At 63.6% G+C, this 22,473-nt stretch carries 24 protein-coding genes; 6 read left to right on the top strand and 18 right to left on the bottom strand.

The features are described from left to right. Nucleotides 1-92 precede the first annotated feature (92 nt). From queE to fumC, 7 genes are all read right to left on the bottom strand, one after another. On the bottom strand, nucleotides 93-722 hold the full coding sequence (gene queE / locus EV669_RS05580; protein ID WP_165922709.1) for a 7-carboxy-7-deazaguanine synthase: 630 nt from the start codon (nucleotides 720-722) through the stop codon (nucleotides 93-95). Between the two features lie 11 nt (nucleotides 723-733). Next, nucleotides 734-1,738: a 6-pyruvoyl trahydropterin synthase family protein gene (locus EV669_RS14330; protein WP_132098114.1), complete on the bottom strand. Its 1,005-nt coding sequence runs from the start codon at nucleotides 1,736-1,738 to the stop codon at nucleotides 734-736. Next, the gene (gene queC, locus EV669_RS05570) at nucleotides 1,735-2,430 is read right to left on the bottom strand and encodes a 7-cyano-7-deazaguanine synthase QueC (protein WP_054284771.1); all 696 of its coding nucleotides are present in this window, start codon (nucleotides 2,428-2,430) and stop codon (nucleotides 1,735-1,737) included. The genes EV669_RS14330 and queC overlap by 4 nt, the downstream gene beginning before the upstream one ends. Nucleotides 2,431-2,568: 138 nt before the next feature. Beyond that, a complete protein-coding gene (locus EV669_RS05565) occupies nucleotides 2,569-3,345 on the bottom strand; it encodes a substrate-binding periplasmic protein (protein ID WP_132098113.1) in 777 nt (258 codons plus the stop codon). A 161-nt stretch (nucleotides 3,346-3,506) separates the two neighbouring features. Further along, nucleotides 3,507-4,601, bottom strand: coding sequence for an alkene reductase (gene nemA, locus EV669_RS05560; protein WP_132098112.1), 1,095 nt, complete (start codon nucleotides 4,599-4,601; stop codon nucleotides 3,507-3,509). A gap of 121 nt (nucleotides 4,602-4,722) precedes the next feature. Further along, nucleotides 4,723-5,334, bottom strand: coding sequence for a TetR/AcrR family transcriptional regulator (locus EV669_RS05555; RefSeq protein ID WP_132098111.1), 612 nt, complete (start codon nucleotides 5,332-5,334; stop codon nucleotides 4,723-4,725). A 457-nt stretch (nucleotides 5,335-5,791) separates the two neighbouring features. Beyond that, nucleotides 5,792-7,180: a class II fumarate hydratase gene (fumC, locus tag EV669_RS05550; protein ID WP_132098110.1), complete on the bottom strand. Its 1,389-nt coding sequence runs from the start codon at nucleotides 7,178-7,180 to the stop codon at nucleotides 5,792-5,794. A gap of 133 nt (nucleotides 7,181-7,313) precedes the next feature. On the opposite strand from fumC, the gene EV669_RS05545 reads away from it, so the two are divergent. From EV669_RS05545 to EV669_RS05530, 4 genes are all read left to right on the top strand, one after another. Then, the gene (locus tag EV669_RS05545) at nucleotides 7,314-8,840 is read left to right on the top strand and encodes a fumarate hydratase (RefSeq protein ID WP_132098109.1); all 1,527 of its coding nucleotides are present in this window, start codon (nucleotides 7,314-7,316) and stop codon (nucleotides 8,838-8,840) included. Nucleotides 8,841-8,977: 137 nt separating this feature from the next. Next, entirely contained in the window at nucleotides 8,978-9,961 is a 984-nt protein-coding gene (locus EV669_RS05540) for a bile acid:sodium symporter family protein (RefSeq protein WP_132098108.1), read from the top strand. A gap of 29 nt (nucleotides 9,962-9,990) precedes the next feature. Beyond that, nucleotides 9,991-10,425 carry a DUF4124 domain-containing protein gene (locus EV669_RS05535; RefSeq protein WP_132098107.1) on the top strand — a complete coding sequence of 145 codons (435 nt, stop codon included), beginning with the start codon at nucleotides 9,991-9,993 and terminating at the stop codon, nucleotides 10,423-10,425. Nucleotides 10,426-10,796: 371 nt separating this feature from the next. Further along, nucleotides 10,797-11,579, top strand: coding sequence for a substrate-binding periplasmic protein (locus EV669_RS05530; protein WP_132098106.1), 783 nt, complete (start codon nucleotides 10,797-10,799; stop codon nucleotides 11,577-11,579). On the opposite strand, the gene EV669_RS05525 is transcribed toward EV669_RS05530, so the two are convergent. The 7 genes from EV669_RS05525 to smpB all read right to left on the bottom strand — a co-directional run bounded on the left by EV669_RS05525 (nucleotide 11,567) and on the right by smpB (nucleotide 17,078). Next, on the bottom strand, nucleotides 11,567-11,980 hold the full coding sequence (locus tag EV669_RS05525) for a DUF2721 domain-containing protein (RefSeq protein ID WP_054284654.1): 414 nt from the start codon (nucleotides 11,978-11,980) through the stop codon (nucleotides 11,567-11,569). The genes EV669_RS05530 and EV669_RS05525 overlap by 13 nt on opposite strands. Next, nucleotides 11,977-12,642 carry a L,D-transpeptidase gene (locus EV669_RS05520; protein WP_245622669.1) on the bottom strand — a complete coding sequence of 222 codons (666 nt, stop codon included), beginning with the start codon at nucleotides 12,640-12,642 and terminating at the stop codon, nucleotides 11,977-11,979. The genes EV669_RS05525 and EV669_RS05520 overlap by 4 nt, the downstream gene beginning before the upstream one ends. Beyond that, nucleotides 12,636-13,373: a tRNA adenosine(34) deaminase TadA gene (tadA, locus tag EV669_RS05515; protein ID WP_132098228.1), complete on the bottom strand. Its 738-nt coding sequence runs from the start codon at nucleotides 13,371-13,373 to the stop codon at nucleotides 12,636-12,638. The genes EV669_RS05520 and tadA overlap by 7 nt, the downstream gene beginning before the upstream one ends. A 106-nt stretch (nucleotides 13,374-13,479) precedes the next feature. After that, nucleotides 13,480-13,776, bottom strand: coding sequence for a hypothetical protein (locus EV669_RS05510; protein WP_132098105.1), 297 nt, complete (start codon nucleotides 13,774-13,776; stop codon nucleotides 13,480-13,482). Nucleotides 13,777-14,601: 825 nt separating this feature from the next. Then, a complete protein-coding gene (gene guaA, locus EV669_RS05505) occupies nucleotides 14,602-16,173 on the bottom strand; it encodes a glutamine-hydrolyzing GMP synthase (protein ID WP_054284655.1) in 1,572 nt (523 codons plus the stop codon). A 96-nt stretch (nucleotides 16,174-16,269) separates the two neighbouring features. Then, nucleotides 16,270-16,608: a hypothetical protein gene (locus EV669_RS05500; protein WP_318271335.1), complete on the bottom strand. Its 339-nt coding sequence runs from the start codon at nucleotides 16,606-16,608 to the stop codon at nucleotides 16,270-16,272. Nucleotides 16,609-16,631: 23 nt separating this feature from the next. Further along, nucleotides 16,632-17,078 (bottom strand): SsrA-binding protein SmpB, encoded by a 447-nt coding sequence (smpB, locus tag EV669_RS05495; protein WP_054284657.1) that lies wholly within the window; start codon nucleotides 17,076-17,078, stop codon nucleotides 16,632-16,634. A 152-nt stretch (nucleotides 17,079-17,230) separates the two neighbouring features. Between smpB and EV669_RS05490 the strand changes: the two genes are divergently transcribed. Together EV669_RS05490 and EV669_RS05485 are read left to right on the top strand one after the other, a co-directional pair. Beyond that, the gene (locus tag EV669_RS05490; protein ID WP_054284658.1) at nucleotides 17,231-17,668 is read left to right on the top strand and encodes a type II toxin-antitoxin system RatA family toxin; all 438 of its coding nucleotides are present in this window, start codon (nucleotides 17,231-17,233) and stop codon (nucleotides 17,666-17,668) included. Further along, on the top strand, nucleotides 17,661-17,990 hold the full coding sequence (locus EV669_RS05485) for an RnfH family protein (RefSeq protein ID WP_132098103.1): 330 nt from the start codon (nucleotides 17,661-17,663) through the stop codon (nucleotides 17,988-17,990). Before EV669_RS05490 ends, EV669_RS05485 begins: the two co-directional genes overlap by 8 nt. Nucleotides 17,991-18,054: 64 nt before the next feature. Here the strand turns inward: EV669_RS05485 and EV669_RS05480 are convergent, their stop codons facing one another. The 4 genes from EV669_RS05480 to kdsA all read right to left on the bottom strand — a co-directional run bounded on the left by EV669_RS05480 (nucleotide 18,055) and on the right by kdsA (nucleotide 22,447). Further along, nucleotides 18,055-19,839: a GGDEF domain-containing protein gene (locus tag EV669_RS05480; protein WP_132098102.1), complete on the bottom strand. Its 1,785-nt coding sequence runs from the start codon at nucleotides 19,837-19,839 to the stop codon at nucleotides 18,055-18,057. 82 nt (nucleotides 19,840-19,921) lie between these two features. Then, the gene (gene ftsB / locus EV669_RS05475) at nucleotides 19,922-20,218 is read right to left on the bottom strand and encodes a cell division protein FtsB (protein WP_054284661.1); all 297 of its coding nucleotides are present in this window, start codon (nucleotides 20,216-20,218) and stop codon (nucleotides 19,922-19,924) included. Nucleotides 20,219-20,221: 3 nt separating this feature from the next. Then, nucleotides 20,222-21,505: a phosphopyruvate hydratase gene (gene eno, locus EV669_RS05470; protein WP_054284662.1), complete on the bottom strand. Its 1,284-nt coding sequence runs from the start codon at nucleotides 21,503-21,505 to the stop codon at nucleotides 20,222-20,224. Nucleotides 21,506-21,595: 90 nt separating this feature from the next. Next, entirely contained in the window at nucleotides 21,596-22,447 is an 852-nt protein-coding gene (kdsA, locus tag EV669_RS05465) for a 3-deoxy-8-phosphooctulonate synthase (protein ID WP_054284663.1), read from the bottom strand. Nucleotides 22,448-22,473: the final 26 nt, after the last annotated feature.

The raw sequence follows: 22,473 nt of genomic DNA, 5'->3' as shown, positions 1-22,473 counted from the left end.
CGACCGGTGCAGCCGCAGCCGCTCCGGACACCCGGACGAGTTTAATGGGGAAGAAAGGCTTAGGCCACTGGGGCGCCGTACGGTTCCCTGGCTCAGCGGATGTTGACCACCTTGTGTGTCTGCACCGACAGCCGCCACTGCGGGTGTGCCATGCAGTAAGCGATGGCTGCCCGTGTGTTGGCGGCCCCATCCGGACCGTCCATCGGCTGGAGATAGAAGTGCTCGAAGTCGAGTGCGGTCACCGCCTCTGGAAGCAGGGTGGGTTGGGGATAGACCAGCTTCAGCTCGTGGCCACGCGTCTGCACCAGAGGTGCCCCGGCCTTGGGGCTGACGCAGATCCAGTCCAGCCCCGCGGGCGCGGCCACCGTGCCGTTGGTCTCCACCGCCACTTCGAAGCCACGGGTATGCAGTGCCGCCAGAAGCGGTGCGTCCAGCTGCAGCAATGGCTCGCCCCCGGTGCACACCACGTACGGCGTGCCGCCGCTGCCCGCTGGCCAACTGGCTGCGATGCGGTCGGCCAGCGCATCCGCCTCGGCAAACTTGCCTCCATCCGGCCCGGTACCCACGAAGTCGGTATCACAGAACTGGCAGATGGCTTTGTGCCGGTGGCGCTCCTTGCCACTCCAGAGATTGCAGCCAGCAAATCGGCAGAATACGGCGGCACGTCCGGCCTGCCGGCCTTCTCCCTGCAGGGTGTAGAAAATTTCCTTGACGGTGTACACGGCCGCGTCCCTCACAAGAGCGGCCACGGCCGACCGTGCGCGAGGCACAGACTGACGCCGTCGCGGGCCGAGGTCATCAGGTCCACGCGTGCAAGCTCGGGCAACTGCGGCGCCAGGCGGCCGGCGATCCATCCGGCGACATCGCCCGTGCTTCCGCTGCGGAGGCCCGGCAAAGTGTCGAGTGGATTATGGTCGAGCTGTCGGTAAAGCGGTTTGAAGCGATCCTTCACATCCCCGAAGTCCAGCAGCCACCCCATGGTTTCGTCCAGGCTGCCGGCCAGCATCAGCCGCACAAGATAGCTGTGCCCGGTGTAGCGGCCCTCGGTGTCCAGCGGCGTGGCGCTCTCGAAGCGTTGCTCTTTCCAGATGAGGAAGCGCTCACCGTCGAACAGGCTGCCAGCGGTGCGGGTTTCGTGCACCTCCACCCAGCGCAAACCCGGCAGACGCGGCAGCAGGGCGGCGTGTAGCCAGCGCGCCATCACCTCGCTGGTGGGGTTGTCCAGCCCGGGCAGGTCGTTCAGATAGCGGTGGTTCAGCTGCAGGAAGAGCGGCGCCCAGGCGGCGACCAGGTCGGCCGAAGCGTGGCGGTCGGCATCGGCCACCAGACGGATGCCAAAACCATGACCATGCAGGCGGCCACACTTGTGACCGGGCGGTACATGCGGCAGGCAGTGCGCGGCCTCGAATTCGGTGCGATAGCTGACCAGTGCCTCTGTGGCGTCCAGTTCCACCCCATGTTCGGGTGCGCCGAAGAGCGCCACCCGGCTGCCCTGCGGCAGCGCCCGCAGCAGTGCTTCGGCTAGGGTACGGTCGTCCGGCCGGGCAAAGCGGGTGTTGAGATCGGTGTAGTCCAGCGGCGCCACCGCGGCGGCCAGCGCTTCGGCCAACCCTGGCTGGGGACTGCTGGCGCATACGCGGAAGCCATGGCCATGCAGACCCTGGCTGCGTGGGTCGGGCGAAGCCGGCAGACGGCGGGCGGCCTCGAAGCGGGCAGTCGCGAGCGTGCTGAGCGTCATTGCGGCCGTCCTGCGCAGCGTACCACCAGCGGGTCTGGTTCGCCGGCCTCGGCAAATCCTTTGGCGCGCAGTTCGCACGACGCACAGTGACCGCACGGCGGTACCGTGCCGTTGTAGCAGGTATGGCTGTATGCCAGTGCCTCCATCGCGCCGACCGAGCGTGCCAGATGCACCGTCTCGGCCTTGGTCAGGTACATCAGTGGCGCGTGCAGCACTACCCGGCTGTCCATGCCCAGGCGTAGGGCCAGTTCCAGGGCCTTGAGGGTGTTCTCCCTGCAGTCGGGGTAGCCCGAGTAATCGGTCTGTGCCACGCCCGTTACCAGATGGCGCGCGCCACGGGTATAGGCCAGCGCGGCGGCAAAGGTGAGGAAGATCAGGTTGCGCCCCGGCACGAAGGTATTGGGCAGCGCTCCCTCGGCCGGGCCCTCCGTTTCGGGCGTGATACTGGCATCGGTCAGGGCATTGCCGCCGATGGCCGCGAAGGTGTCGATCGGCAGCACCGTGTGGTGCACGCCAGCCATGCGGGCAATGTGCTCTGCCGCTTCCAGCTCCACCCGGTGGCGCTGGCCATAGTCAAAGGTGACGGCCTCCACGTTGGAAGGGCCGCCGAAGCGCTCGAGTGCCCAGTAGAGGCAGGTGGTCGAGTCCTGGCCGCCCGAAAGCACCACCAGGGCCTTGTCTTGTTGGTTCATTGCGGTATCCATCGAAATACAGTCGAGGGGAAATGCCGCGGCGTCTGGCCGCGGCCCGCTGCAGGATCGGTCTCACCCGCAACGGAAAACCCGACATTGTACTCTGGCCGGTGGCGCACGGTCACGGGCTGCTGCGTGTCAGCGGCTGGCGGACTGGATGTCGTAGCGTCGCCGCAACCGATCGATCACGCCTTCCTGTTGCAGGGCCTGCATCGTCCGCGCATAGGCCTGCACCCGGTTAGGGTCGCTGCCGGGAGTGAAGGCCAGATAGAGCGGTACCGTCAGGGCAGGGAGGGGCAGGGCGCGGGCGAACCGCTCCGGCGCATAGCCGGCCAAACGTGCGTTCTGGCGCAGCGCATCGCTGTTGGTGACGGCGATCAGTTCGACACGTCCGCCGATCAGCTTGTGCAGGTTGGTGATGTCGCTGGGGGCGACTTGCAGCGTCTCGCCGATCTTCAGCTCCTGCTTGACGAGAAAGCTGGTCTTGAAGTCGTTGTCCACCACGCCGATGCGGTAGCTGCCCAGGCTGGCTAGGTCGGTAGGACGCACATCGGCGCGCTCTGCTAGGCGCCACAGCGCCACGTCGTTGCGGACCAGTTCGCCTACCCAGCCGAACTGCTTTTCCCGCTCGGGCGTGCGTGCCAGCGAGAAGAGCAGGGCGTCAGGCGTGCGCAGTGCCTGCTGATAGCTGCGCACCCATGGCTGGAAGCGGAAGCCTACGGTGTCGCCCTGGCGCCGGGCCAGCTCGCGCACCACCTCCACCGCGAAGCCTTCGGGCTGGCCGTCACGCAGGGTCTGGAAAGGGGCGAATTCGGTGGTCAGGGCCAACAGCTGCGCCGCCGGCGTAGCTGTTGAGGCCGCCAGAAGGCAGAGGGCCGCGAGTACGCGCAGCCGGAAGGAAGAGGAGGACTTCATGGCAGCGTTCCGGTGCCGGCAGCGGGGCCGGCCTTGTTGCGGTATGCGTGCCACTGTACGGGCTGCTGAGCGGCAAGGCAATGCGTTGCCTGAAGATCAGCAGGTAAAACGGCCGGCTCGGACGCATCCGGAGCCGGCCGCTGGCGCAAGTCCTGTACGGCTTACAGCGTGGGGTAGTCGGTGTAGCCCTGGGCGCCCCCACCGTAGAAGGTTTCCGGCTCGGGCGTGTTAAGGGCCGCGCCAGCCTGAAGGCGCTCCACCAGGTCGGGGTTGGCGATGTAAGGTCGGCCGAAGGCAGCTGCATCGATGAGCCCGGCCTTGATCAGACGTTCGGCCTTTTCACCAGTGTAGCCGCCGGCCCCGATGATCGGCCCCGGGAAGCGCTGGCGCATTGCCTGACGGAAGGCGTCGCTATACGCCGGGCCGCCTGCCCAGTCCGGTTCGGAGATGTGCAGGTAGGCCAGCTTGCGTTTGGCAAGCTCTTCCACCAGGTAGTAGGCCATTTCTTCCTGCCCCGAATCGTCCAGGCCGTTGAAGGTACCCAGCGGCGAGATGCGGATGCCTACGTGGGCGGCGTCCCACTCGGCTACGACCGCATCCACTACTTCCAGCACGATGCGGGCACGGTTCTCGATGCTGCCGCCGTAGCGGTCGCTACGATGGTTGGCGTTGGGCGAGAGGAACTGGTGCAAGAGGTAGCCGTGGGCTGCGTGCACCTCCACCAGATCGAAGCCGGCACGGCGGGCATTATCGGTGGCACGGCGGAAGTCTTCGATCAGGTCTTCGATCTCGGCGGTTTCCAGGGCGCGCGGGGTGGAGCAGTCCACGCGCTTGAGGTTGCCCTGCTCGTCGCGGATAGTGGTACGGGTGTCGGCGGCCAGGGCCGAAGGCGCCACTGGCGCGGCACCGTCGGGCTGCAGGGCGGTGTGCGACACACGGCCCACATGCCACAGTTGCAGCGCGATCCGCCCGCCCTTGTCGTGTACGGACTGCGTTACCGGCTGCCAGGCCTGAACCTGTTCTTCGCTGTAGATGCCGGGTGCACCGGCATAGCCTTTGGCCACCGGCGAGATATGCGTGGCCTCGCTGATGATCAGGCCGGCGCTGGCGCGCTGCGTGTAGTACTGCGCCATCAGTGCCGTGGGCACGTCGCCCGGCTCGGTGCTGCGCAGCCGGGTCAGGGGGGCCATGACCACCCGGTTGGGTAGCGTCAGGGTGCCGACGGCAAGCGGGGTGAAAAGCGCGTCATACGCCATGGAGTGCTCCTTTTTTGCGAAGGTTGTCCGGATTGAATAGACCGGTCGTCTAATTCGGGCTTAATGAAAACCCGCCTCAGGGGCGGGGCAAGCAATACGTGCCGCCGGAGCGGCCTTGTCTTTAGCCAGCAGGCAGCGTGCCGGGCGGCAGCCGGCTGGCGGTGTCCTCGAGCAGCCCTGCCATTAGCGCCGGGTTACGCGTTACTTTTACCCGAAGGGCCATGCCCAGCCAGTTGGTGTACAACGCTTCGGCCAACCTGTCCGCGTCCGCCACCGGTGCGAGCGAACCTTCGGCCTGTGCCGCGCGCAGTCCCTCGGCCAGGCGGGCGATCACGCGGTCCATCCCTTCAGCCAGCGCCAGACGCATCGGCTCGGACAGGTCCGCCACCTCGCCGGCAAGCTTTACGGCCAGGCAGGGACTGCGGCCGTCTTCCTCACAGGCGTTCTCGCTCCAGCGGGCAAAGTAGCTCATCAGCCGGCTGCGGCCGGTGCCCCCGGCCTGCGGTGCCAGCAAGGTAGCCACCGCCTGCCCGTAGCGTTCGAAATAGCGGCGAATCAACGCTTCGCCGAAGTCTTCCTTGGAGCGGAAGTAGTGGTAGAACGAACCCTTGGGCACGGCGGCTTCCCGCAGCAGCTCGGACAGGCCCAGCGCAGTGAAGCCGGAGCCGTGGATCAGGCGCTCTCCGGTGTCGAGGATGTGCGCGCGGGTGTCTTGCTGGGAAAGTCGGGTCATGGGGGGAGTTTAATAGACCGGTCGTCTAGAATGCAAGCCCGGGCCTGCGCACCCTACCGTAGGGGGCTACAGGGGGATCAACGGGGTTTCGCTGTGATGGCCCTGCTGGAGGGCAGGCCGTGCTTGTTGCGAGACGGTTGGGCGGGGTGTCTTGCCAAAGCAAGGCTTCGGGCGAACCATCTTCCTTGAAAACGTCTTTTGCGGGAACATGGGAATGGCTGGTCCAGCCCTGCGCCGGTGGGCCTCGGATAGCGTCGGGAATGAAAGTAGCAGCGCTCGATCTCTTTCTGTGAGCCACGGCGCTGTATGACAGCCTCGGGTAGCAGGCTCCCGGTAGCTGGCGTCAGCCAGCTACCCCAGTGGCCCCCCCCCGCTATGTACGGGCGAGGACGGGGGTTCGATTCCCCCCGCCACCTGATGCCTCTTGCCAGGCCCGCAAGGACGTCGGGAAGAATGCTTAGCCGCGCCCTACCATTTTCTCCGGCCGCACCCAGGTATCGAACTCCTTGGCGCTGACAAAGCCGCTGGCCACCGCGGCCTCACGCAAGGTCAGGCCTTCGCGGTGAGCAGTCTTGGCGATCTGCGCTGCCTTGTCGTAGCCGATGTGCGGATTGAGGGCCGTCACCAGCATCAGCGAGGCTTCCACCAGTTCGGCGATGCGTACCTGGTTGGCTTCGATGCCGATGGCGCAGTGCGCGTTGAAGCTGGCCATGCCGTCTGCCAGAAGGCGCACGCTCTGCAGGAAGTTGTGGATGATCAGGGGCTTGTAGACGTTCAGCTCGAAGTTGCCGTGCGCGCCCCCGATGTTGAGGGCGACATCGTTGCCCAACACCTGGCAGCACAGCATGGTCAGCGCTTCGCTTTGCGTCGGGTTGACCTTACCGGGCATGATCGAGCTGCCCGGCTCGTTCTCCGGCAGCATCAGTTCGCCGATGCCGCAGCGTGGGCCGCTGGCCAGCCAGCGTACGTCGTTGGCGATTTTCATCAGCGCGCACGCCAAGGTCTTGAGCGCCCCGTGGGCGTGCACCAGGGCATCGTGGGCGGCCAACGCCTCAAACTTGTTCGGTGCGGTGACGAAGGGTAGCCCGGTGTCTTCGGCCAACCTTGCCGCCACACGTTCGGCAAACTCGGGGTGCGCGTTCAGGCCGGTGCCCACCGCGGTGCCGCCCAGCGCCAACTCGTAGAGGTGCCCGAGCGCCGCTTCCACATGCCGGTGTGCATGGTCCAGCTGCGCCACATAGCCCGAGAATTCCTGACCCAGGGTCAGCGGGGTGGCGTCCTGTAGATGGGTGCGCCCGATCTTGACGATGTCGGAGAAGGCCGCCGACTTGTTGGCCAGCGTCTGGCGCAGTTCGCACAGCGCCGGCAGCAGCCGGTGTACCAAGGCAGCGACGGCCGCTACATGCATCGCGGTGGGGAACACATCGTTGGACGACTGCCCCCGGTTGACCTCGTCGTTGGGGTGTACCAGCCGGGCTTCACCGCGCTCGCCGCCTAGGATCTCGCTGGCGCGGTTGGCCAGCACCTCGTTGACGTTCATATTAGTCTGCGTGCCCGAGCCCGTTTGCCAGACCGCTAGCGGGAATTCCTCGGGATGGCGGCCGTCGATCACTTCGTCGGCTGCAGCGATGATGGCCGCAGCCTTGTCCTCATCCAGCACCCCAAGATCGGCATTCACCCGGGCCGCGGCGCGTTTTACCCGCGCCAACGCCTCGATCAGCTCGGACGGCATTTTTTCGCTGGAAATGCGGAAGTTTTCCAGTGAGCGCTGCGTTTGTGCGCCCCACAGGTGCCGGGCCGGTACCGCAATCGGTCCGAAGGTGTCGCGTTCTTCGCGATGTTCCATATGTGTTTCCCCAAACGGTGGCAGCCTGCGGGCGGCAAGGCGCGCAGGCAGGCTGTTGGACAGTGTTACAATGGCACAAGGGCAAGCACAATGCCTGCCGAACATTCCTGTAACCCGTGTTGCGAGACCGCGTATGACCCTCATCCGCCAGGAAGACTTCATCCAGAGCATCGCCGATGCCTTCCAGTACATCAGCTACTACCACCCCAAGGACTACATCCAGGCGCTGTACCAGGCTTATCTGAAAGAAGAAAGCCCGGCCGCACGCGACGCGATGGCGCAGATCCTCATCAACAGCCGCATGTGCGCCGAGGGGCGCCGCCCGATCTGTCAGGATACCGGCATCGCCGTGGTCTTCCTCAAGGTGGGCATGAACGTGCAGTGGGAAGCCGCCCTGAGCGTGCAGGACATGGTGAATGAAGGGGTGCGCCGCGCCTACAACCATCCGGACAACAAGCTGCGCGCCTCGGTGCTGCTCGACCCGGCTGGCAAGCGTCAGAACTCCCGCGACAACACCCCAGCGGTCGTGCACTACGAGATTGTGCCTGGCGACGGCGTCGAGGTGATCTGTGCGGCCAAGGGGGGCGGTTCTGAGAACAAGTCGAAGCTGGCCATGCTCAACCCTTCCGACAGCATCGTGGACTGGGTACTGAAGACGGTGCCTACCATGGGCGCAGGCTGGTGTCCGCCGGGCATCCTAGGCATCGGCATCGGCGGCACGCCTGAGAAGGCAATGCTGCTGGCCAAGGAAAGCCTGATGGACCATGTGGACATCCACGAACTGAAGGACAAGGCCGCCAGTGGCGCCGAGCTCACCCGCGTCGAATCGCTGCGTCTGGAACTGTTCGAGAAGGTCAATGCGCTGGGCATCGGTGCGCAGGGCCTGGGCGGCCTGACGACCGTGCTGGACGTGAAGATTCTGGACTACCCCACCCATGCGGCCAGCCTGCCGGTAGCGATGATCCCTAACTGTGCCGCCACCCGTCATGTGCACTTCCATCTCGATGGCAATGGTCCGGCGCATCTGGAGACCCCGAGCCTGGACGACTGGCCGGAAATCACCTATGACAGCTCCAACGGCAAGCGTGTGGATCTGGATACCGTAACCCGGGAAGAGGTTCAGAGTTGGAAGCCGGGCGACGTGCTGCTGCTCAACGGCAAGCTGCTCACCGGACGCGATGCGGCACACAAGCGCATGGTGGACATGCTCAACAAGGGCGAGAAGCTGCCGGTGGACTTTACCAACCGCTTTATCTACTACGTCGGTCCGGTGGACCCGGTGCGTGAGGAGGTCGTCGGCCCGGCCGGCCCCACCACCGCCACCCGCATGGACAAGTTCACCCGTCAGATGCTGGAAGAGACCGGCCTTTTGGGCATGGTGGGCAAGGCCGAGCGCGGTCCTGCCGCGATCGAGGCCATTCGCGACAACAAGGCGGTGTACCTGATGGCCGTGGGCGGCGCGGCGTATCTGGTTTCCAAGGCGATCAAGGCGGCTCGTGTGGCGGCCTTCGAAGATCTGGGCATGGAGGCCATCTACGAGTTCGAGGTAAAGGATATGCCGGTCACCGTGGCGGTGGACAGCGAAGGCACCTCGGTGCACAACACCGGGCCCGCCGAGTGGCGTATCAAGATCGGCAAGATCGCCCTGGCCAACGCCTGACCCGCTTCGGCCAACCTTGGCCAGCCCCTGCAACCGGCGCCCTGTGGCGCCGGTTTTGTTTTCACCGCAAGAGAATTGCCCACCTGCGCGGTGCGGCGCACAATACCCGCCTTTCCGTTTGCGGCACTGGGTACGCAATGAACTGGCTTAAACGTTTCGGACTCGACGGCTTCATGCTGGCGCTGGTGGGCGCGGTGGGGCTGGCGGTGGCATGGCCGGCGCTTGGACGCACCGGCGGACTGGTGCGCATCGAATACTTCACCAACTACGGCGTGGCGCTCGTGTTTCTGCTGTACGGTCTGACACTCTCGCCACAGAAGCTGCGCGAGGGGCTGTTCAACTGGCGCCTGCATCTGGTGGTGCAGCTCTCCACTTTCCTGCTGTTTCCCCTGCTCGGGCTGCTGCTGGTGACGCTGTTCGGGGCGCACCTCACCCCGGCCCTGGCGCTAGGCTTCTTCTATCTGGCGGCGCTGCCTTCCACTGTGTCCTCTTCGGTGGCGATGACCTCGATCGCACGCGGTAATGTACCCGGTGCCATCTTCAATGCCAGCCTGTCCAGCCTGATCGGGGTGTTCGTCACGCCGCTATGGGTCAATGCCTACCTCAAGGCCAACGGCGCGGCCTTTGACCTGTGGCCGGTGATCCTGAAGGTGGTGCTGCTGGTACTGCTGCCCATCGTGCTCGGCCAGGTGCTGCGTCCGCTCTTGATCCGCTGGCTGACGCAGAATGCTGCACTGACCAAGCGGCTGGACCGCGCCACCATTCTCGCCATCGTCCTCAACTCGTTTTCCGATTCGGTGGCCGAAGGCGTGTGGGCCCAGCATGGTGTGTCTACCATCGCGCTGATCGCCGCTGTGTCGGTGGGGCTGTTCGTGCTGGTCTACGCACTGATGAATTTGCTGTGCCGCAGGCTGGGCTTCGACCGGGGCGACACCATCGCCAGCACCTTCTGCGGCTCCAAGAAGTCGCTGGCTACCGGCGTGCCAATGGCCAAAGTGATGTTTGGCGCCCACCCTGCGCTGGGGCTGATCATTGCCCCGATCATGGTTTACCATTTCCTGCAGCTGGTCATCGTCAGTTACCTGGCCCGGCAGCTGGGCGAGGCAGAGGCTGCCCGCTAGCCGGGTTTCATTGCAGGAGGTTGGGATAGATGCATGTTGTACTCATGCGGGCCGCTGTTGGCCTGCTGTGCTGTCTGGGAATATCCATGGCGCAGGCGGATGTGCTGCGCTGTCGCAACGACCGTACGGGGGAGATCCTGTTCGGCGATGCTGCACGCTGTCCGGACGGCTACACCCTGCAGTCCCGTCGGCCCATTGTGCCGGCTCCACCCCGCCCAGAGCCCGAGAAACTCTACCGACGGCCTCTGCCAGACCGGACGGTGGTGATTGTGGACGGGGACTCCACCTACCGGCTGCCGCGTGAGCGCGCGCTGCCTCGCACCGACTGCGAGGTGTTGCGCGGTCAGCGTGATGCGCTTGCCTACCGGCTCAACAACAACCTTCCCATCGACAACGGCCTGCAGCGACTGCGGGACGTGCAGGCCTCCATGCACAGCAATGGCTGCCGCGCCTACGCCCAGTAGGGCACGCCTTTCGTCGACAGCCCAAAGCTGTCTCTGGCCGCAAGGCTGATGCAGGCTTGCCACGCTGGCTGGCATCGGTCGTGGGGGCGCTCCAAGGCCGGGGCTGTTGTGGCGATGTCGTCTGTTTGCCGCACAATGCCGAAGATAAACGGCTGGTGCGGAATTTGCCCGGCCACGCAGTGGAGGTGGCGTGCAACAGGCGGCTCCCCGCTGAGAGGGCCTGCCCGGCACCTGCATCAATCCGCTTCCCTTGGTGGCCCCGGGGATGCCAATATCCCTGCTGCATCTTCCGTACGTTGGCCGAAGGCACTGTCTGCCCGGCCGGCAATCTGATCGCCCCGGTCGAGCGGGGCCCTAGAAGGGTGGGCTGGATGAAGAGGTGGGTTCTGCTGCTGCTCTGGGCGTTTTACGGCGTCGCGCCGGCACGGACGGCGCAGACCCTCACCCTGGCGGTGGAGGACGATTGGTTTCCTTACGCCGCCGAGCGCAACGGCCAGCCGGAAGGATTCGTGGTGGACGTGGTGCGCGAGGCCTACCGCGCCGTGGGGGTGGACGTCACCCTCAAGAGCATGCCCTACGCGCGCTGCATGCGGGTGGTACGCTATGGCCACATGGCCGGTTGTTTCAACTCGCTCAAGGATGCCTCCACCGTCCGCTTCTACCTCTTTCACAACACGCCGCTGTTCGTAGCGGACATCGGCATCTATCGTCAGACCGGTGCGCCGCTGCGGCGCCCTCTCACGGTGAACAGCCTCGAAGGCAAGCGCGTCGGGCTGACCAATGGCTACACCTATGGCGACGCCGTCGAGCGCAGCGTTGCCTTCCGCAAAGAGTACGCCCTGTCCGACCTACAAAATCTGCGCAAGCTGGCTGCGGGACGGCTGGATTATGTGCTGATGTACAGCCGGGTGATGGACCATCTGGTGGGCAGCCATGTCCTGGAGTTCCGCGGGCGCTTCCAGCGTGTGGGTACGGCCATCGAGAATCCACTCTACGTCACCTTCTCACCGCGTCATCCGCAAGGAGAATGGGCAATGGAGCAACTGGATGCAGGGCTTGCCGTCCTGCATCGCTCCGGCCGCTATCATCAGTTGGAACAGCGGTGGGCGTTCGGCAAGGCGAGCCCGGGTGGTTGGCACGGTCAGCGGCCCTGAACCGTATGGTCGTACTCCGCCTCCAGGTCTGAAAGCAGAATGTTGAGGGCATCGGTGGACATGCGCAGTTCCACCAGCGACAGCCCGAGCGAGGCGATCATCATGACCAGGCTGACACCGAACACCCAATGTCCGGCCTGCTCCCAGCCTGCATACACCTGCAGCATCACCACCACGCACAAGAACAGGCTGCCCATGCCCAGCCCCTGCATCCACTTGATCAGCAGGATGCGCCGGCGCAGGTTGCCGATCTGACGCACGATCTTCACGTCCGGGTTGGACTGATAGTCGTTGTACAGCTGCCGGACGATGCTCGACAGTGCAAGGTAGCGGTTGGTGTAGGCCAAAAGCAGCAGCGAGATGGCCGGGAACAGCAGGGCAGGGGTGGTCAGCGAGATCATTGTTGTTCGTCGATGTAGACATCCAGGCCCAGCTGGGCCAGCTCGTACAGCTCGATGATGTCATCGTTACGCATGCGCACGCAGCCGCGTGAGGTGGGCGTACCGAAGGGGACGTGGCTGCCGGCGCCGTGCAGGTAGATCGCCCGGTCGTAACTGTCGACGTCGCCGCCCTGGTTCCTGCCCGGCTCCTGTCCGCACAACCACAGGATGCGCGTTAGGATCCAGTCCTTGTCCGGGTACTGGGCATGCAGTTCGGGTGTGTACTTCCATTCGGTGATACGGCGCCGGTAGATGATGGTGTCCGGCTCCACGCCGTCCCCGATCTTTTCGCAGATCTGGTGCCAGCCACGCGGCGTCTGGTAACTGTTGACCTTCTCGCCCACGCCGTTGCGGGCGGTGGAGACCACATAGCGGCGGGTTTCCCGCCCCCATTCGTCGAACAGTACTGCGGTCTGCGTGCGCACACCCACTCGCAACCACGGCGCACCATAGTGCAATCGGTTGGGTTCGGTGGGCGCAAGCGGCGCCGCGAGCTGCTGCTCCAGTACAAACTGGACCGCGCCCGGCGTCATCCCCCCAGGAACGGGCAGGGCGGCGCGCACCGCGGGGGCCAGCAGCAGGGTCAGGCTGACCAGTCCTTGGCTAAGCACCTTCATCAGCATGGGAGTTCCTTGCGTCGGCTTCGGAAGAAGGCACTCAGCCGCTGGCTGCAGGCCTCGCCTTCCGGTGCCCGGAATACGGCAGTATGGTGGTTCAGGCGGGGCTGCGCGAAAAGGTCCAGCACGCTGCCGGCCGCACCTGTCTTGGGGTCGGGCGCCCCGAAGATTACACGGGCCACGCGTGCATGAAGGATGGCCCCGGCACACATCGGGCACGGCTCCAGCGTCACGTACAGATCGCAGCCGTCCAGGCGGTAGTTGCCGAGCGCGGCGGCCGCGGCACGCAGGGCCAGCATTTCCGCATGCGCCGATGGGTCGTGATCGGTAATCGGCCGGTTGCAGCCCTCGCCGATGATGCGACCTCTATGCACCACCACCGCGCCCACCGGCACCTCGCCTTGGGCTGCGGCTTCTTCGGCCAAGGCCTGCGCACGGTCCATGTAACGTATGCGCGCTTCACGGTCCGGAGGCAGACGCACCGGGGGGCTGGTGGACAGGGCCTTTAGCAGGTCCTGACGATCCACCTCCGTCAGGTGCCGCCAATGAATGCCGCGCACGGCCGCTTCCAAGGCAAACAGCAGTCGGCTGGTAACCGTATGGCCAGCAGCCTTGAGCAGCAAAAAGGCACGCACGGCCCCAGTACGCGCCAACTCTTCCTGGCTGTCCACCCCTAGGGCCGCCAGCCAGGCGATGGCAGCGGGCGGAAGCGGCGGAGTGGTCAGGGGTGTGGGCATCATGGCGCCATTATAAGCGCAGCCTTCCCATCCGGAACTGTCCTCTGACACCGTCCGCAGCCATAAAAAAAGGGGGGCCATCCGGCGCCCCCGGGCGATGTACGCCTTACTGCGGCTTGTCGTTACCGGTCGGATACGATTTGGTATCGCCGCTGGACGTCTTGGCGCCGGCCGGCATGTCATTGGCGTGGAACATGCTGCAACCAGCAAGGAAACTTACGGCAAACAGGGCTGCGAGAAGCTTTTTCATGATGAAGCCTTTCTTGAGGTTGGGAGAGGTGCTTCCTCCGGACAGACAATCACCGGTCCGGCGCCACTTTTGCAGCTCGCACGAAAGCCACTTCGGAATATCTTTCGTGCCGAACGCAGGCTGAGCGGCTGGCCTACCTCCAGCATTTGCCATACCCGCACCCCTTTGCCAGCCCGACCAAGGGGCGAGCGTCACTTTTCGGCCAACGTCAGCCGAGCCGTGCCTTAACGAGCACTCGCCCGGGTTTCCCGAGCCTGTTCAGCCTGTAGGCCGGGCTGAAGGGCGTGGTGCCGCGCCCCCTTGCAAACCATCTGGGTCGGCAACCTCGGTTCTCCTGTCCGCGTGTGCTGGCTGCTTCAGCTTGGTATCGGTCAGCATGTCATTTTGTTTTGGGGAGAAGCTACCGTCATCGACCGGGCTGACGGTTAGTCTGCTAAAAGCCGTGCCCCTCTTGGGTTCCCGCCGATTTTTGCCGTCAAAATGGGCGTTGATCGTTGAGGGTATATTAAATATGGGATAGGGGCAGGCAGAAACATACCACCAAGAATCCCGTCAGAAATTTCCGTCTTCCCCCTTGCGGCTGAAAGCAGACAAGAAAAAGCCCCGCGCAAAAGCTTGGGGCTACTGGGCTTCATGATGGTTGCCGAATGCAGGCGACTAAGGTTGAATCACTCCCGTCAGCACTCTACCGTCTCCTGAGTCGGGGTTTTTACCGTCATTGCCCGATATCTCGCAGGGAGGCTTGAAACCCGCGCCGTTATTGGGTTTTTGCGTGGTTTTTACCGTCACGATGGGGGACTGTGTGACGGTACGGTATCGGGCATCACTGGCGTGATTAAAAAATACCGCCGTTCATACCAGAAAAGATTTGCGGCTTCCAACGATAGCCGCCGAAAGCAGAAAAAAGAAAACCCCGCGCAAAATGGCGGGGCTGCTGGGTTTTGCGATAGCTGCCGAATGTCAGCGGCTAACGTGGAATCATTCCCACTCGATGGTTGCCGGCGGTTTGCCGCTCACATCGTAAACTACGCGGTTGATGCCCTTGACCTCATTGATGATGCGGTTGGAGGCGCGGCCCAAGAGGCTGTAGGGCAGCTCGGCCCAGTGGGCGGTCATGAAGTCGCTGGTGACCACGGCGCGCAGGGCTACCACGTAGTCGTAGGTGCGGCCGTCGCCCATCACGCCGACCGATTTCACCGGCAAAAATACGGCAAAGGCCTGGCTGGTCTTGTCATACCAGGACACACCCTGTTCGTCCTTGGTGTTGCGCAGCTCTTCGATGAAAATGGCGTCAGCCTGGCGCAGCAGGTCGGCGTACGTCTGCTTGACCTCGCCGAGAATGCGCACTCCCAGGCCCGGGCCGGGGAAGGGATGCCGGTAGACCATGTCGTGCGGCAGGCCGAGGGCCACACCCAGTTCGCGCACTTCGTCCTTGAAAAGCTCGCGCAGCGGCTCCAGCAGCTTGAGGTTCATGTCCTCGGGCAGGCCCCCCACATTGTGGTGACTCTTGATGGTGTGGGCCTTCTTGGTCTTGGCGCCGGCCGATTCGATCACATCCGGATAAATGGTGCCCTGTGCCAGCCACTTGGCGTTGGTGAGTTTGCCGGACTCACGCTGGAACACCTCAACGAATTCGGCGCCGATGATCTTGCGTTTCTTCTCCGGGTCGGTCTCGCCGGCCAGCTTCTGCATGAAATCGGCCGAAGCGTCCACATGCACCACTTTTACCCCCAGGTTGCGGGCAAACATCTCCATCACCATCTCGGCTTCATTCAGGCGCAGCAGACCGTGGTCGACGAACACGCAGGTCAGCTGGTCGCCGATGGCTCGGTGGATCAGTGCGGCCGCCACCGAACTGTCCACGCCGCCGGAAAGGCCAAGGATGACTTCTTCCTCACCCACCTGTTCGCGGATCTTGCGCACGGCTTCGTCGATGTAGTTGGGCATGGTCCACGACGGTTGGGCACCGCAGATGTCCAGCACGAAGCGGTGCAGCATCTCGCGTCCCTTGCGGGTGTGGGTAACCTCCGGGTGGAACTGCACACCGTAGAAATGGCGGTGTTCATCGGCCATGGCGGCAATCGGGCACGAGGGGTTGCTGCCGATTACGGTGAAGCCGGCCGGTAACTGGCTGACCTTGTCGCCATGGCTCATCCACACTTCGAGCACATGTTCGCCGTTGGGCAGGGTCTTGTCTTCCAACCCGTTGAAAAGCCGGCTGGACACGGTGTGCACCTCGGCGTAACCGAACTCGCGCACATGACCCGCATCTACACGACCACCCAGGGCATGGGCCATCCACTGCATGCCATAACAGATGCCGAGCACCGGCACGCCCAAGGTCAGCAGGGCAGGGTTGGCCTGGTAGTCGGATTCGTAGACCGAATTCGGCCCGCCGGAGAGGATGATGCCGGTGGGTGCAAAGGCGCGGATGTCCTCGATGGGCATGTCGTAGGGATGCAGCTCGCAGTACACATGCGCTTCGCGCACGCGGCGTGCGATGAGCTGGGTCACTTGGGAGCCGAAGTCGAGAATGAGGATCTTGTCCATGCCTGTCTTTCCAGTGTTGGCCGAAGCCGGTTCAGTACCTGATATGAAATCTTGATGTAAAAATACCGAGGCGGCCCTGCGGCCGCCTCGGACAGTTCAGTGTTCGGCTGGCGGGCCCTTGCGTCCGCCTCGTGGTGCCTGCCGCTCGGGAATACGACGGTTGTGGGCCAGCAGCATCAGCAGGCCGGCCAGTACCATGCCCAGCGAGAACACGTGGCTGAAGCGCACGCCGTAGTGGTCGTACACCCAGATGGCTGCGCCCGTGTACATCAGCAGCGGGCTGCTGACGATGGAGGATTTGTTCACTCCTTCCAGAACCAGCAGCAGAAGGCCGCATCCGGCAAGCAGCAGCGCCAGCAGGGTGGCGGTATTGGGAAGCAGGGCCGTGCTCTTGAGGAACCATACCGAGCCGAGGGCGATCAGCAGCAGTGGCATGCCAAAGCTCTTGGGCATTGGGTTCACCCCTTGTTGCGCATCAGGCGCTGCTTTTCGCGGGCCCATTCGCGCTCTTTTTCGGTCTCGCGCTTGTCGTGCAGCTTCTTGCCGCGCGCGAGGCCCACCTCCAGCTTGATGCGCCCTTTGTGAAAGTGCATGTCGAGCGCCATCATCGTGTAGCCTGCGCGCTCGACCTTACCAATAAAGCGGTTGATCTCGGCCTGCGACAGCAGCAGCTTGCGCGCCCGGACCGGGTCGGCCTTCACATGGGTGGAAGCCGAACTCAGGGGCGTGATGTGACAGCCCACCAGCCAGAAGGCGCCGTTCTTCCAGTCGACGTAGCTCTCCTTGAGCTGTACGCGACCGGCACGGATGGCCTTGACCTCCCAGCCTTCGAGCACAAGCCCGGCTTCGAGCTTTTCCTCGATGAAGTAATCGTGAAATGCCTTGCGGTTCTGGATAATGCTCATGGGCGCACATGCCTTGAAGAATCCATCATTTTAACAGAAGCCGAGGGTTCGCCAAAGTCACGGAAATTCAGCCGCTTGGCGCGGCCGCCCTTGTGGCCTTGTCGCCCCCGCCTCGCTTCGTGTACCGTAGCGCTTTTGAGCCAAGCGACTCTATGCAGGTTGTCGAGAAGACCGTTCTGGTCGCCCACACCCCGGAAGAAATGTTCAAGCTCGTGGATACGGTGGAAAACTATCCGCGTTTTTTGCCGTGGTACGGAAAGACCGAAGTCCATAGCCGCGAGGGCAATCAGCTGGTGGCCAGCCTCCACATCGATTACCTGCGGGTCAAGCAGCACTTCACCACCCGCAACACCAACGATTTCCCGCACGCCATCCACATGGCGCTGGTCGAAGGTCCCTTCGAGTTTCTGGAGGGCGACTGGCGGTTTCATCCGTTGGGAGACTTCGGCTGCAAGGTCGAGTTCCGCCTCCGCTACGAATTCTCCAGCCGTCTGCTGGAAAAAATCATCGGTCCGGTGTTCGGTCACATCTCGGGGATGCTGGTGGACGCCTTCATCAAGGAAGCGGACAGGGTATACGGCGATGACTGAAACCATTCGCGTGGAAGTGGCCTGTGCCCTGCCGGACCGGCAGCGTCTGGTAGCGCTGCAGGTGCCTCTGGGTACCACGGTGGCCGAGGCTGTTTCGCGCGCAGGCATGGCGGCGCTGTTTCCGGAACTCGACATCCCTGCACTCAAGCTGGGGATTTACGGCAAGGTGGTTCCGCCGACTACCGTGCTTCAGGCCGGAGACCGTGTGGAGCTCTACCGTCCACTGAAAGCAGATCCGAAGGAAGTACGGCGCCAGCGGGTGGAAGCCAGCCGTGGCGGGCGCCAGCCCGCTTCGGCCAACCCTGCGGCCGCACCAAAATGAAAAGCCGGGCGATGCCCGGCTTTTGGGTGGGCGCCCCTGATCAGTCTGCCAGAGGCATGGTGTCCTAGAGGTCCAGGTTCTCGGCCGAAAACACACGATTCTTGCCGCTGAGCTTTGCCTGGTACATGGCCCGGTCTGCCCGTTCGATCACGTCCGCGTCCTGCTCGCCCAGGTGCCAGCAGGCCACGCCCGCGCTGAAGGTGATCACCAGCCGGTCGTTGTTGGCCAGGAAGAAGGTCTTGGTTAGCTCCCGCTGCAGGCGCTGCACCGTCTGCATCGCCTCTTCGATGGACGTTTCCGGCATCAGCACCACGAATTCCTCGCCCCCGAAACGGGCCACCACATCCGAAGGCCGTACAAAGTGGCGAATTACGTCCACCAGGTACTTGAGGGCGTCATCCCCGGTCAGGTGGCCGTAGCGGTCGTTGAGTTGCTTGAAGTTGTCCACATCCAGAAGCGCTACGCTTAACGGGTTGTTGCTGCGCTCGGCACGACTGATTTCGCGCTGGAAGTGCTCCGCCAGACCACGGCGGTTGTAGGCGCCGGTCAGCTGGTCTTCCTTCACCTTGGCGCTGGCTGCTGCCAAGGCGCTTTCCAGTTCGCGGATACGGTGCTCGGCCGCCTCCACCTGCTCCCGCGCCGTGATCAGCTCGTCACGCGACCGGCTGAGGTCCACCTGCATCTCCGAGGTATCCTCCACCAGCGAGGAAATGATGTCCTTCACTTCCTCGATATCATGCGCGCTGCGCAGCTTCTCGCTGTGTCCGTTGATCTTGGTATGGAACTCATCGGTGCTGTCGGTCATTGCCGCCAGCCGGGTGATGAACCGGTCCAGCAGCGCACGCAACGAGCTGGCGGCTTCATCCAGCGAGCTCTTGAGCTGGCCCTGCTTGCGGATGACTTCCTTGAGTGTGGTTTCCAGCTGGTAGATGTGCTGCATGGACAGCGGGCGCTGCCCCAGCACCTCCTGCAACGACGCCACCTGCCCAACCAGATAGCTGTCCGAGCGGTTGATTTCAGCAATGTTCTCCAGCAGCAGGTGCAGCAAGCCCACCAGGCCGTGCACCAGCCGCTCTTCCTGCTGGGTCTGCAGCTCCAGACGGATCATGAAGGCGCGCAGGCGGGCAAGGAAGGTGGTGAGGGCAGCCTCGTCCTTGAGGCCGGATACTTCGCGAATCAGGGCTTCCAGAGCCTGCACCAAATCGGGATACAGCTCCAGCCGTGGCTCAAGGCCGTGCTTGAGCGAAAGAGTGAGCAGGCGCTGCCATGTCTGCCAGGCCTGCATGCTGCCCAATGGCGGGGCCGGGATGTCTTGCGTGACACCCGGCAGCGGTGCCTCGCCGTCCTCGGAGGCGACTCGTGCCCGGCTCGGCGTCAGCCAGTTTTCCACCAGTGCGGCCAGCTTGCGATTCAGCTCTTCCGGTCGGTCGCCGTAATTGATCAGTACGCGCTCAAGTGCCGTTTGCTTGTAGGTCTGGGTAAGGTCCGGCTGGCGCATTTCCCAAGCCCGGATCAGGTTGGCCAACAGCGTGCCCCAGGATTCGGTGAGCGCCGTCTGTGTCTCCGCGTGGCGGATAAATTCGATTGCCAGCTGTGGCACCTGCTCCCATCGTTCCTCTTCCATCACCTGGCGCAGGCGCGAGAAGGTAGCGCGGGCGGTGACGGTGGCAGTGGGCAGGGTTTCCAGCGCACGCATCAGCTGCAGCGCCAGTTTGTTCTCGCGTTCGACCGGGGTGCCTGTCAGCTCGTTGTAGACGCGCTCGAAGTTTTCCGGTGTGGGCAGAAGCTTGCGGGCACTGAGCTGTTTGAGGGTTTCGCGGGCGACGTCGATCGGGTTTTTGGTTGTCATCGACCAGACCTTGGTGCTTTTGTACGAAGCCATGTGTTTTTTTTATAGGGTACTACGCATTTGGGCCCGGTCGACGCCGGTATCAGTGCGGTGGGGGGGTCTTATGGGCCGGTTGCAGTAGCTGGAAGAATACCTCGCCCTGACGGATCATGCCCAGTTCGCTGCGGGCGCGCTCCTCGATAGCGTCGGTACCTGTCTTCAAGTCTCTCACTTCCGCATCCAGCGCCGCGTTGCGGGCAATCAACGTTTCGTTGACCGCCCGCTGGACTTCCAGTTGCTTGTCAAGCTGCCAGACCCTGAGCCAGCTGCCCTTGCCGAACCAGAGCGGCCATTGCAGTGCGGCAATCACGATCAACAGTACCAGGGTCAGCCAGCGCATGGTTTATTTCAGATGGTAGAAGGCAGCACGGCCCGGGTACCAGGCGGCTTCGCCCAGTTCTTCCTCGATGCGCAGAAGCTGGTTGTACTTGGCCATCCGGTCGGAGCGCGACAGCGAGCCGGTCTTGATCTGCATGCAGTTGGTGGCCACAGCCAAGTCGGCGATGGTGCTGTCCTCGGTCTCGCCCGAGCGGTGGCTCATCACGCTGGTGTAGCGCGAGCGCTTGGCCAGATCGACGGCCTTGAGCGTTTCGGAAAGGGTGCCGATCTGGTTGACTTTTACCAGCAGCGCGTTGGCCAATCCCTTCTCGATGCCTTCGCCAAGGATCATCGGGTTGGTGACGAACAGATCGTCCCCCACCAGTTGCACACGGGTGCCCAGTCGGTCCGTCAGCACTTTCCAGCCGTCCCAATCGTGCTCGGCCATGCCGTCCTCGATCGAGATGATTGGATAGCGTTCCACCAGCGTTTCCAGGTAGTCGGCAAACTGCTCGGAGGTCAGCGACAGGCCCTCGGCAGTGAGGTGGTACTTGCCGTCGCGGTAAAATTCGCTGGAAGCGCAGTCGAGGGCGAGCAGCACGTCTTCCCCGGCCACATAACCGGCGGCGTCGATCGCTTCCAGGATCAGCTTGATCGCGTCTTCGTGCGAGGCCAGATTGGGGGCAAAGCCGCCTTCGTCGCCGACGGTGGTGGCATACCCTTTCTGGTCGCAGATCTTTTTCAGCGTGTGGAACACCTCGGCCCCGCAACGCAGCGCGTCGCGGAAGGTCTTGGCCCCGACCGGCATGATCATGAATTCCTGGATGTCGAGCGTGTTGTTGGCGTGTGCACCGCCGTTGATCACGTTCATCATCGGCACTGGCAGCGCCATCGGTCCTGCACCGCCGAGGTAACGGTAAAGCGGCAGGCCGGCGTCTTCCGCCGCAGCACGGGCTACGGCCATGGAAACGGCCAGCATCGCGTTGGCACCCAGGCGGCCCTTGTTTTCGGTGCCGTCCAGCTCGATCAGGGTCTTGTCGATGAAGGTCTGGTCGGCTGCGTCGAGGCCGACGATGGCTTCGCAGATCTCGGTATTGATGTTCTCTACCGCCTTGAGCACGCCCTTGCCCAGATAACGGCCTTTGTCGCCGTCACGAAGTTCCAGCGCTTCCTTGGCACCGGTGGAGGCGCCGCTCGGCACGGCTGCACGGCCCATTACGCCCGACTCGAGCAGAACGTCGGCTTCCACCGTCGGATTGCCCCGGGAGTCCAGGATTTCACGTGCGACCACGTCGATGATCGAACTCATGCGTAATTCCCCTTCAATAGCTTAAAGTTGGTCTTCCGTATACGGATTCGGCCAACCTGTCGTGGCGACGGCTGGCCAAAACAGGGTGCGTCAGGCCGAAGCCTCGGGCCACTCGCCGCTCTTCACCACCGCATCCAGTGCTTGCAGTGTGGCCAGCAGCGACTGCATGCGTGGCAGTGGCCAGGCGTTCGGGCCATCGGAGAGGGCCTTGCAGGGATCCGGGTGGGTCTCCATGAACAGGCCGGCAATGCCCGCTGCGACCGCGGCCCGCGCCAGTACCGGCACGAATTCGCGCTGGCCGCCGGAGCTGGTGCCCTGACCGCCCGGCAACTGTACCGAATGGGTGGCGTCGAATACCACCGGGCAGCCGGTCTCGCGCATGATCGCCAGGCTGCGCATGTCGGAGACAAGGTTGTTGTAACCGAAGGAGGCCCCGCGCTCGCACGCCATGAATCGGTCTTCCGACAGGCCGGCTTCACGCGCAGCATCGCGGGCCTTGTCGAGGACATGCTTCATGTCGCCCGGTGCCATGAACTGGCCCTTCTTGATGTTGACAGGCTTGCCGGACTGCGCCACAGCGCGGATGAAGTCCGTCTGACGAGCCAGAAAAGCCGGGGTCTGCAGTACGTCCACCACTGCGGCCACGTGCGGCACCTGCTCTTCGGTGTGTACGTCGGTCAGGATGGGTACCCCCACCTGGCGGCGTACCTCGTCCAGAATGCGCAAGCCCTTTTCCATCCCGAAGCCACGGAAGGACTTGCCCGAGGAGCGGTTGGCCTTGTCAAAGCTGGACTTGTAGATGAAGGGCATGCCCAGCGCCTGGGTGATTTCCTTGAGCTGGCCTGCCGTGTCGATCGCCAGCTGTTCGCTCTCGATGACGCAGGGCCCGGCAATCAGGAAAAGTGGCTTGTCTAGGCCGACTTCGAATCCGGTCAATTGCATGGTGTTGCCTCCTAGGTCGGGAAAGG

The sequence above is a fragment of the Gulbenkiania mobilis genome (genome assembly GCA_004346645.1).
Lineage (GTDB): Bacteria > Pseudomonadota > Gammaproteobacteria > Burkholderiales > Chromobacteriaceae > Gulbenkiania > Gulbenkiania mobilis.
This window is presented reverse-complemented; position numbering and strand designations above follow the sequence as displayed.

Bases quoted from the DNA above. Each gene is read 5' to 3' on its own strand.
- EV669_RS14330 (WP_132098114.1), bottom strand. From the start codon at position 1,738: ATGACGCTCAGCACGCTCGCGACTGCCCGCTTCGAGGCCGCCCGCCGT.
- queC (WP_054284771.1), bottom strand. From the start codon at position 2,430: ATGAACCAACAAGACAAGGCCCTGGTGGTGCTTTCGGGCGGCCAGGAC.
- EV669_RS05565 (WP_132098113.1), bottom strand. From the start codon at position 3,345: ATGAAGTCCTCCTCTTCCTTCCGGCTGCGCGTACTCGCGGCCCTCTGC.
- nemA (WP_132098112.1), bottom strand. From the start codon at position 4,601: ATGGCGTATGACGCGCTTTTCACCCCGCTTGCCGTCGGCACCCTGACG.
- EV669_RS05555 (WP_132098111.1), bottom strand. From the start codon at position 5,334: ATGACCCGACTTTCCCAGCAAGACACCCGCGCGCACATCCTCGACACC.
- fumC (WP_132098110.1), bottom strand. From the start codon at position 7,180: ATGGAACATCGCGAAGAACGCGACACCTTCGGACCGATTGCGGTACCG.
- EV669_RS05545 (WP_132098109.1), top strand. From the start codon at position 7,314: ATGACCCTCATCCGCCAGGAAGACTTCATCCAGAGCATCGCCGATGCC.
- EV669_RS05540 (WP_132098108.1), top strand. From the start codon at position 8,978: ATGAACTGGCTTAAACGTTTCGGACTCGACGGCTTCATGCTGGCGCTG.
- EV669_RS05535 (WP_132098107.1), top strand. From the start codon at position 9,991: ATGCATGTTGTACTCATGCGGGCCGCTGTTGGCCTGCTGTGCTGTCTG.
- EV669_RS05530 (WP_132098106.1), top strand. From the start codon at position 10,797: ATGAAGAGGTGGGTTCTGCTGCTGCTCTGGGCGTTTTACGGCGTCGCG.
- EV669_RS05525 (WP_054284654.1), bottom strand. From the start codon at position 11,980: ATGATCTCGCTGACCACCCCTGCCCTGCTGTTCCCGGCCATCTCGCTG.
- EV669_RS05520 (WP_245622669.1), bottom strand. From the start codon at position 12,642: ATGCTGATGAAGGTGCTTAGCCAAGGACTGGTCAGCCTGACCCTGCTG.
- tadA (WP_132098228.1), bottom strand. From the start codon at position 13,373: ATGCCCACACCCCTGACCACTCCGCCGCTTCCGCCCGCTGCCATCGCC.
- EV669_RS05510 (WP_132098105.1), bottom strand. From the start codon at position 13,776: ATGGCAAATGCTGGAGGTAGGCCAGCCGCTCAGCCTGCGTTCGGCACG.
- guaA (WP_054284655.1), bottom strand. From the start codon at position 16,173: ATGGACAAGATCCTCATTCTCGACTTCGGCTCCCAAGTGACCCAGCTC.
- EV669_RS05500 (WP_318271335.1), bottom strand. From the start codon at position 16,608: ATGCCACTGCTGCTGATCGCCCTCGGCTCGGTATGGTTCCTCAAGAGC.
- smpB (WP_054284657.1), bottom strand. From the start codon at position 17,078: ATGAGCATTATCCAGAACCGCAAGGCATTTCACGATTACTTCATCGAG.
- EV669_RS05490 (WP_054284658.1), top strand. From the start codon at position 17,231: ATGCAGGTTGTCGAGAAGACCGTTCTGGTCGCCCACACCCCGGAAGAA.
- EV669_RS05485 (WP_132098103.1), top strand. From the start codon at position 17,661: ATGACTGAAACCATTCGCGTGGAAGTGGCCTGTGCCCTGCCGGACCGG.
- EV669_RS05480 (WP_132098102.1), bottom strand. From the start codon at position 19,839: ATGACAACCAAAAACCCGATCGACGTCGCCCGCGAAACCCTCAAACAG.
- ftsB (WP_054284661.1), bottom strand. From the start codon at position 20,218: ATGCGCTGGCTGACCCTGGTACTGTTGATCGTGATTGCCGCACTGCAA.
- eno (WP_054284662.1), bottom strand. From the start codon at position 21,505: ATGAGTTCGATCATCGACGTGGTCGCACGTGAAATCCTGGACTCCCGG.
- kdsA (WP_054284663.1), bottom strand. From the start codon at position 22,447: ATGCAATTGACCGGATTCGAAGTCGGCCTAGACAAGCCACTTTTCCTG.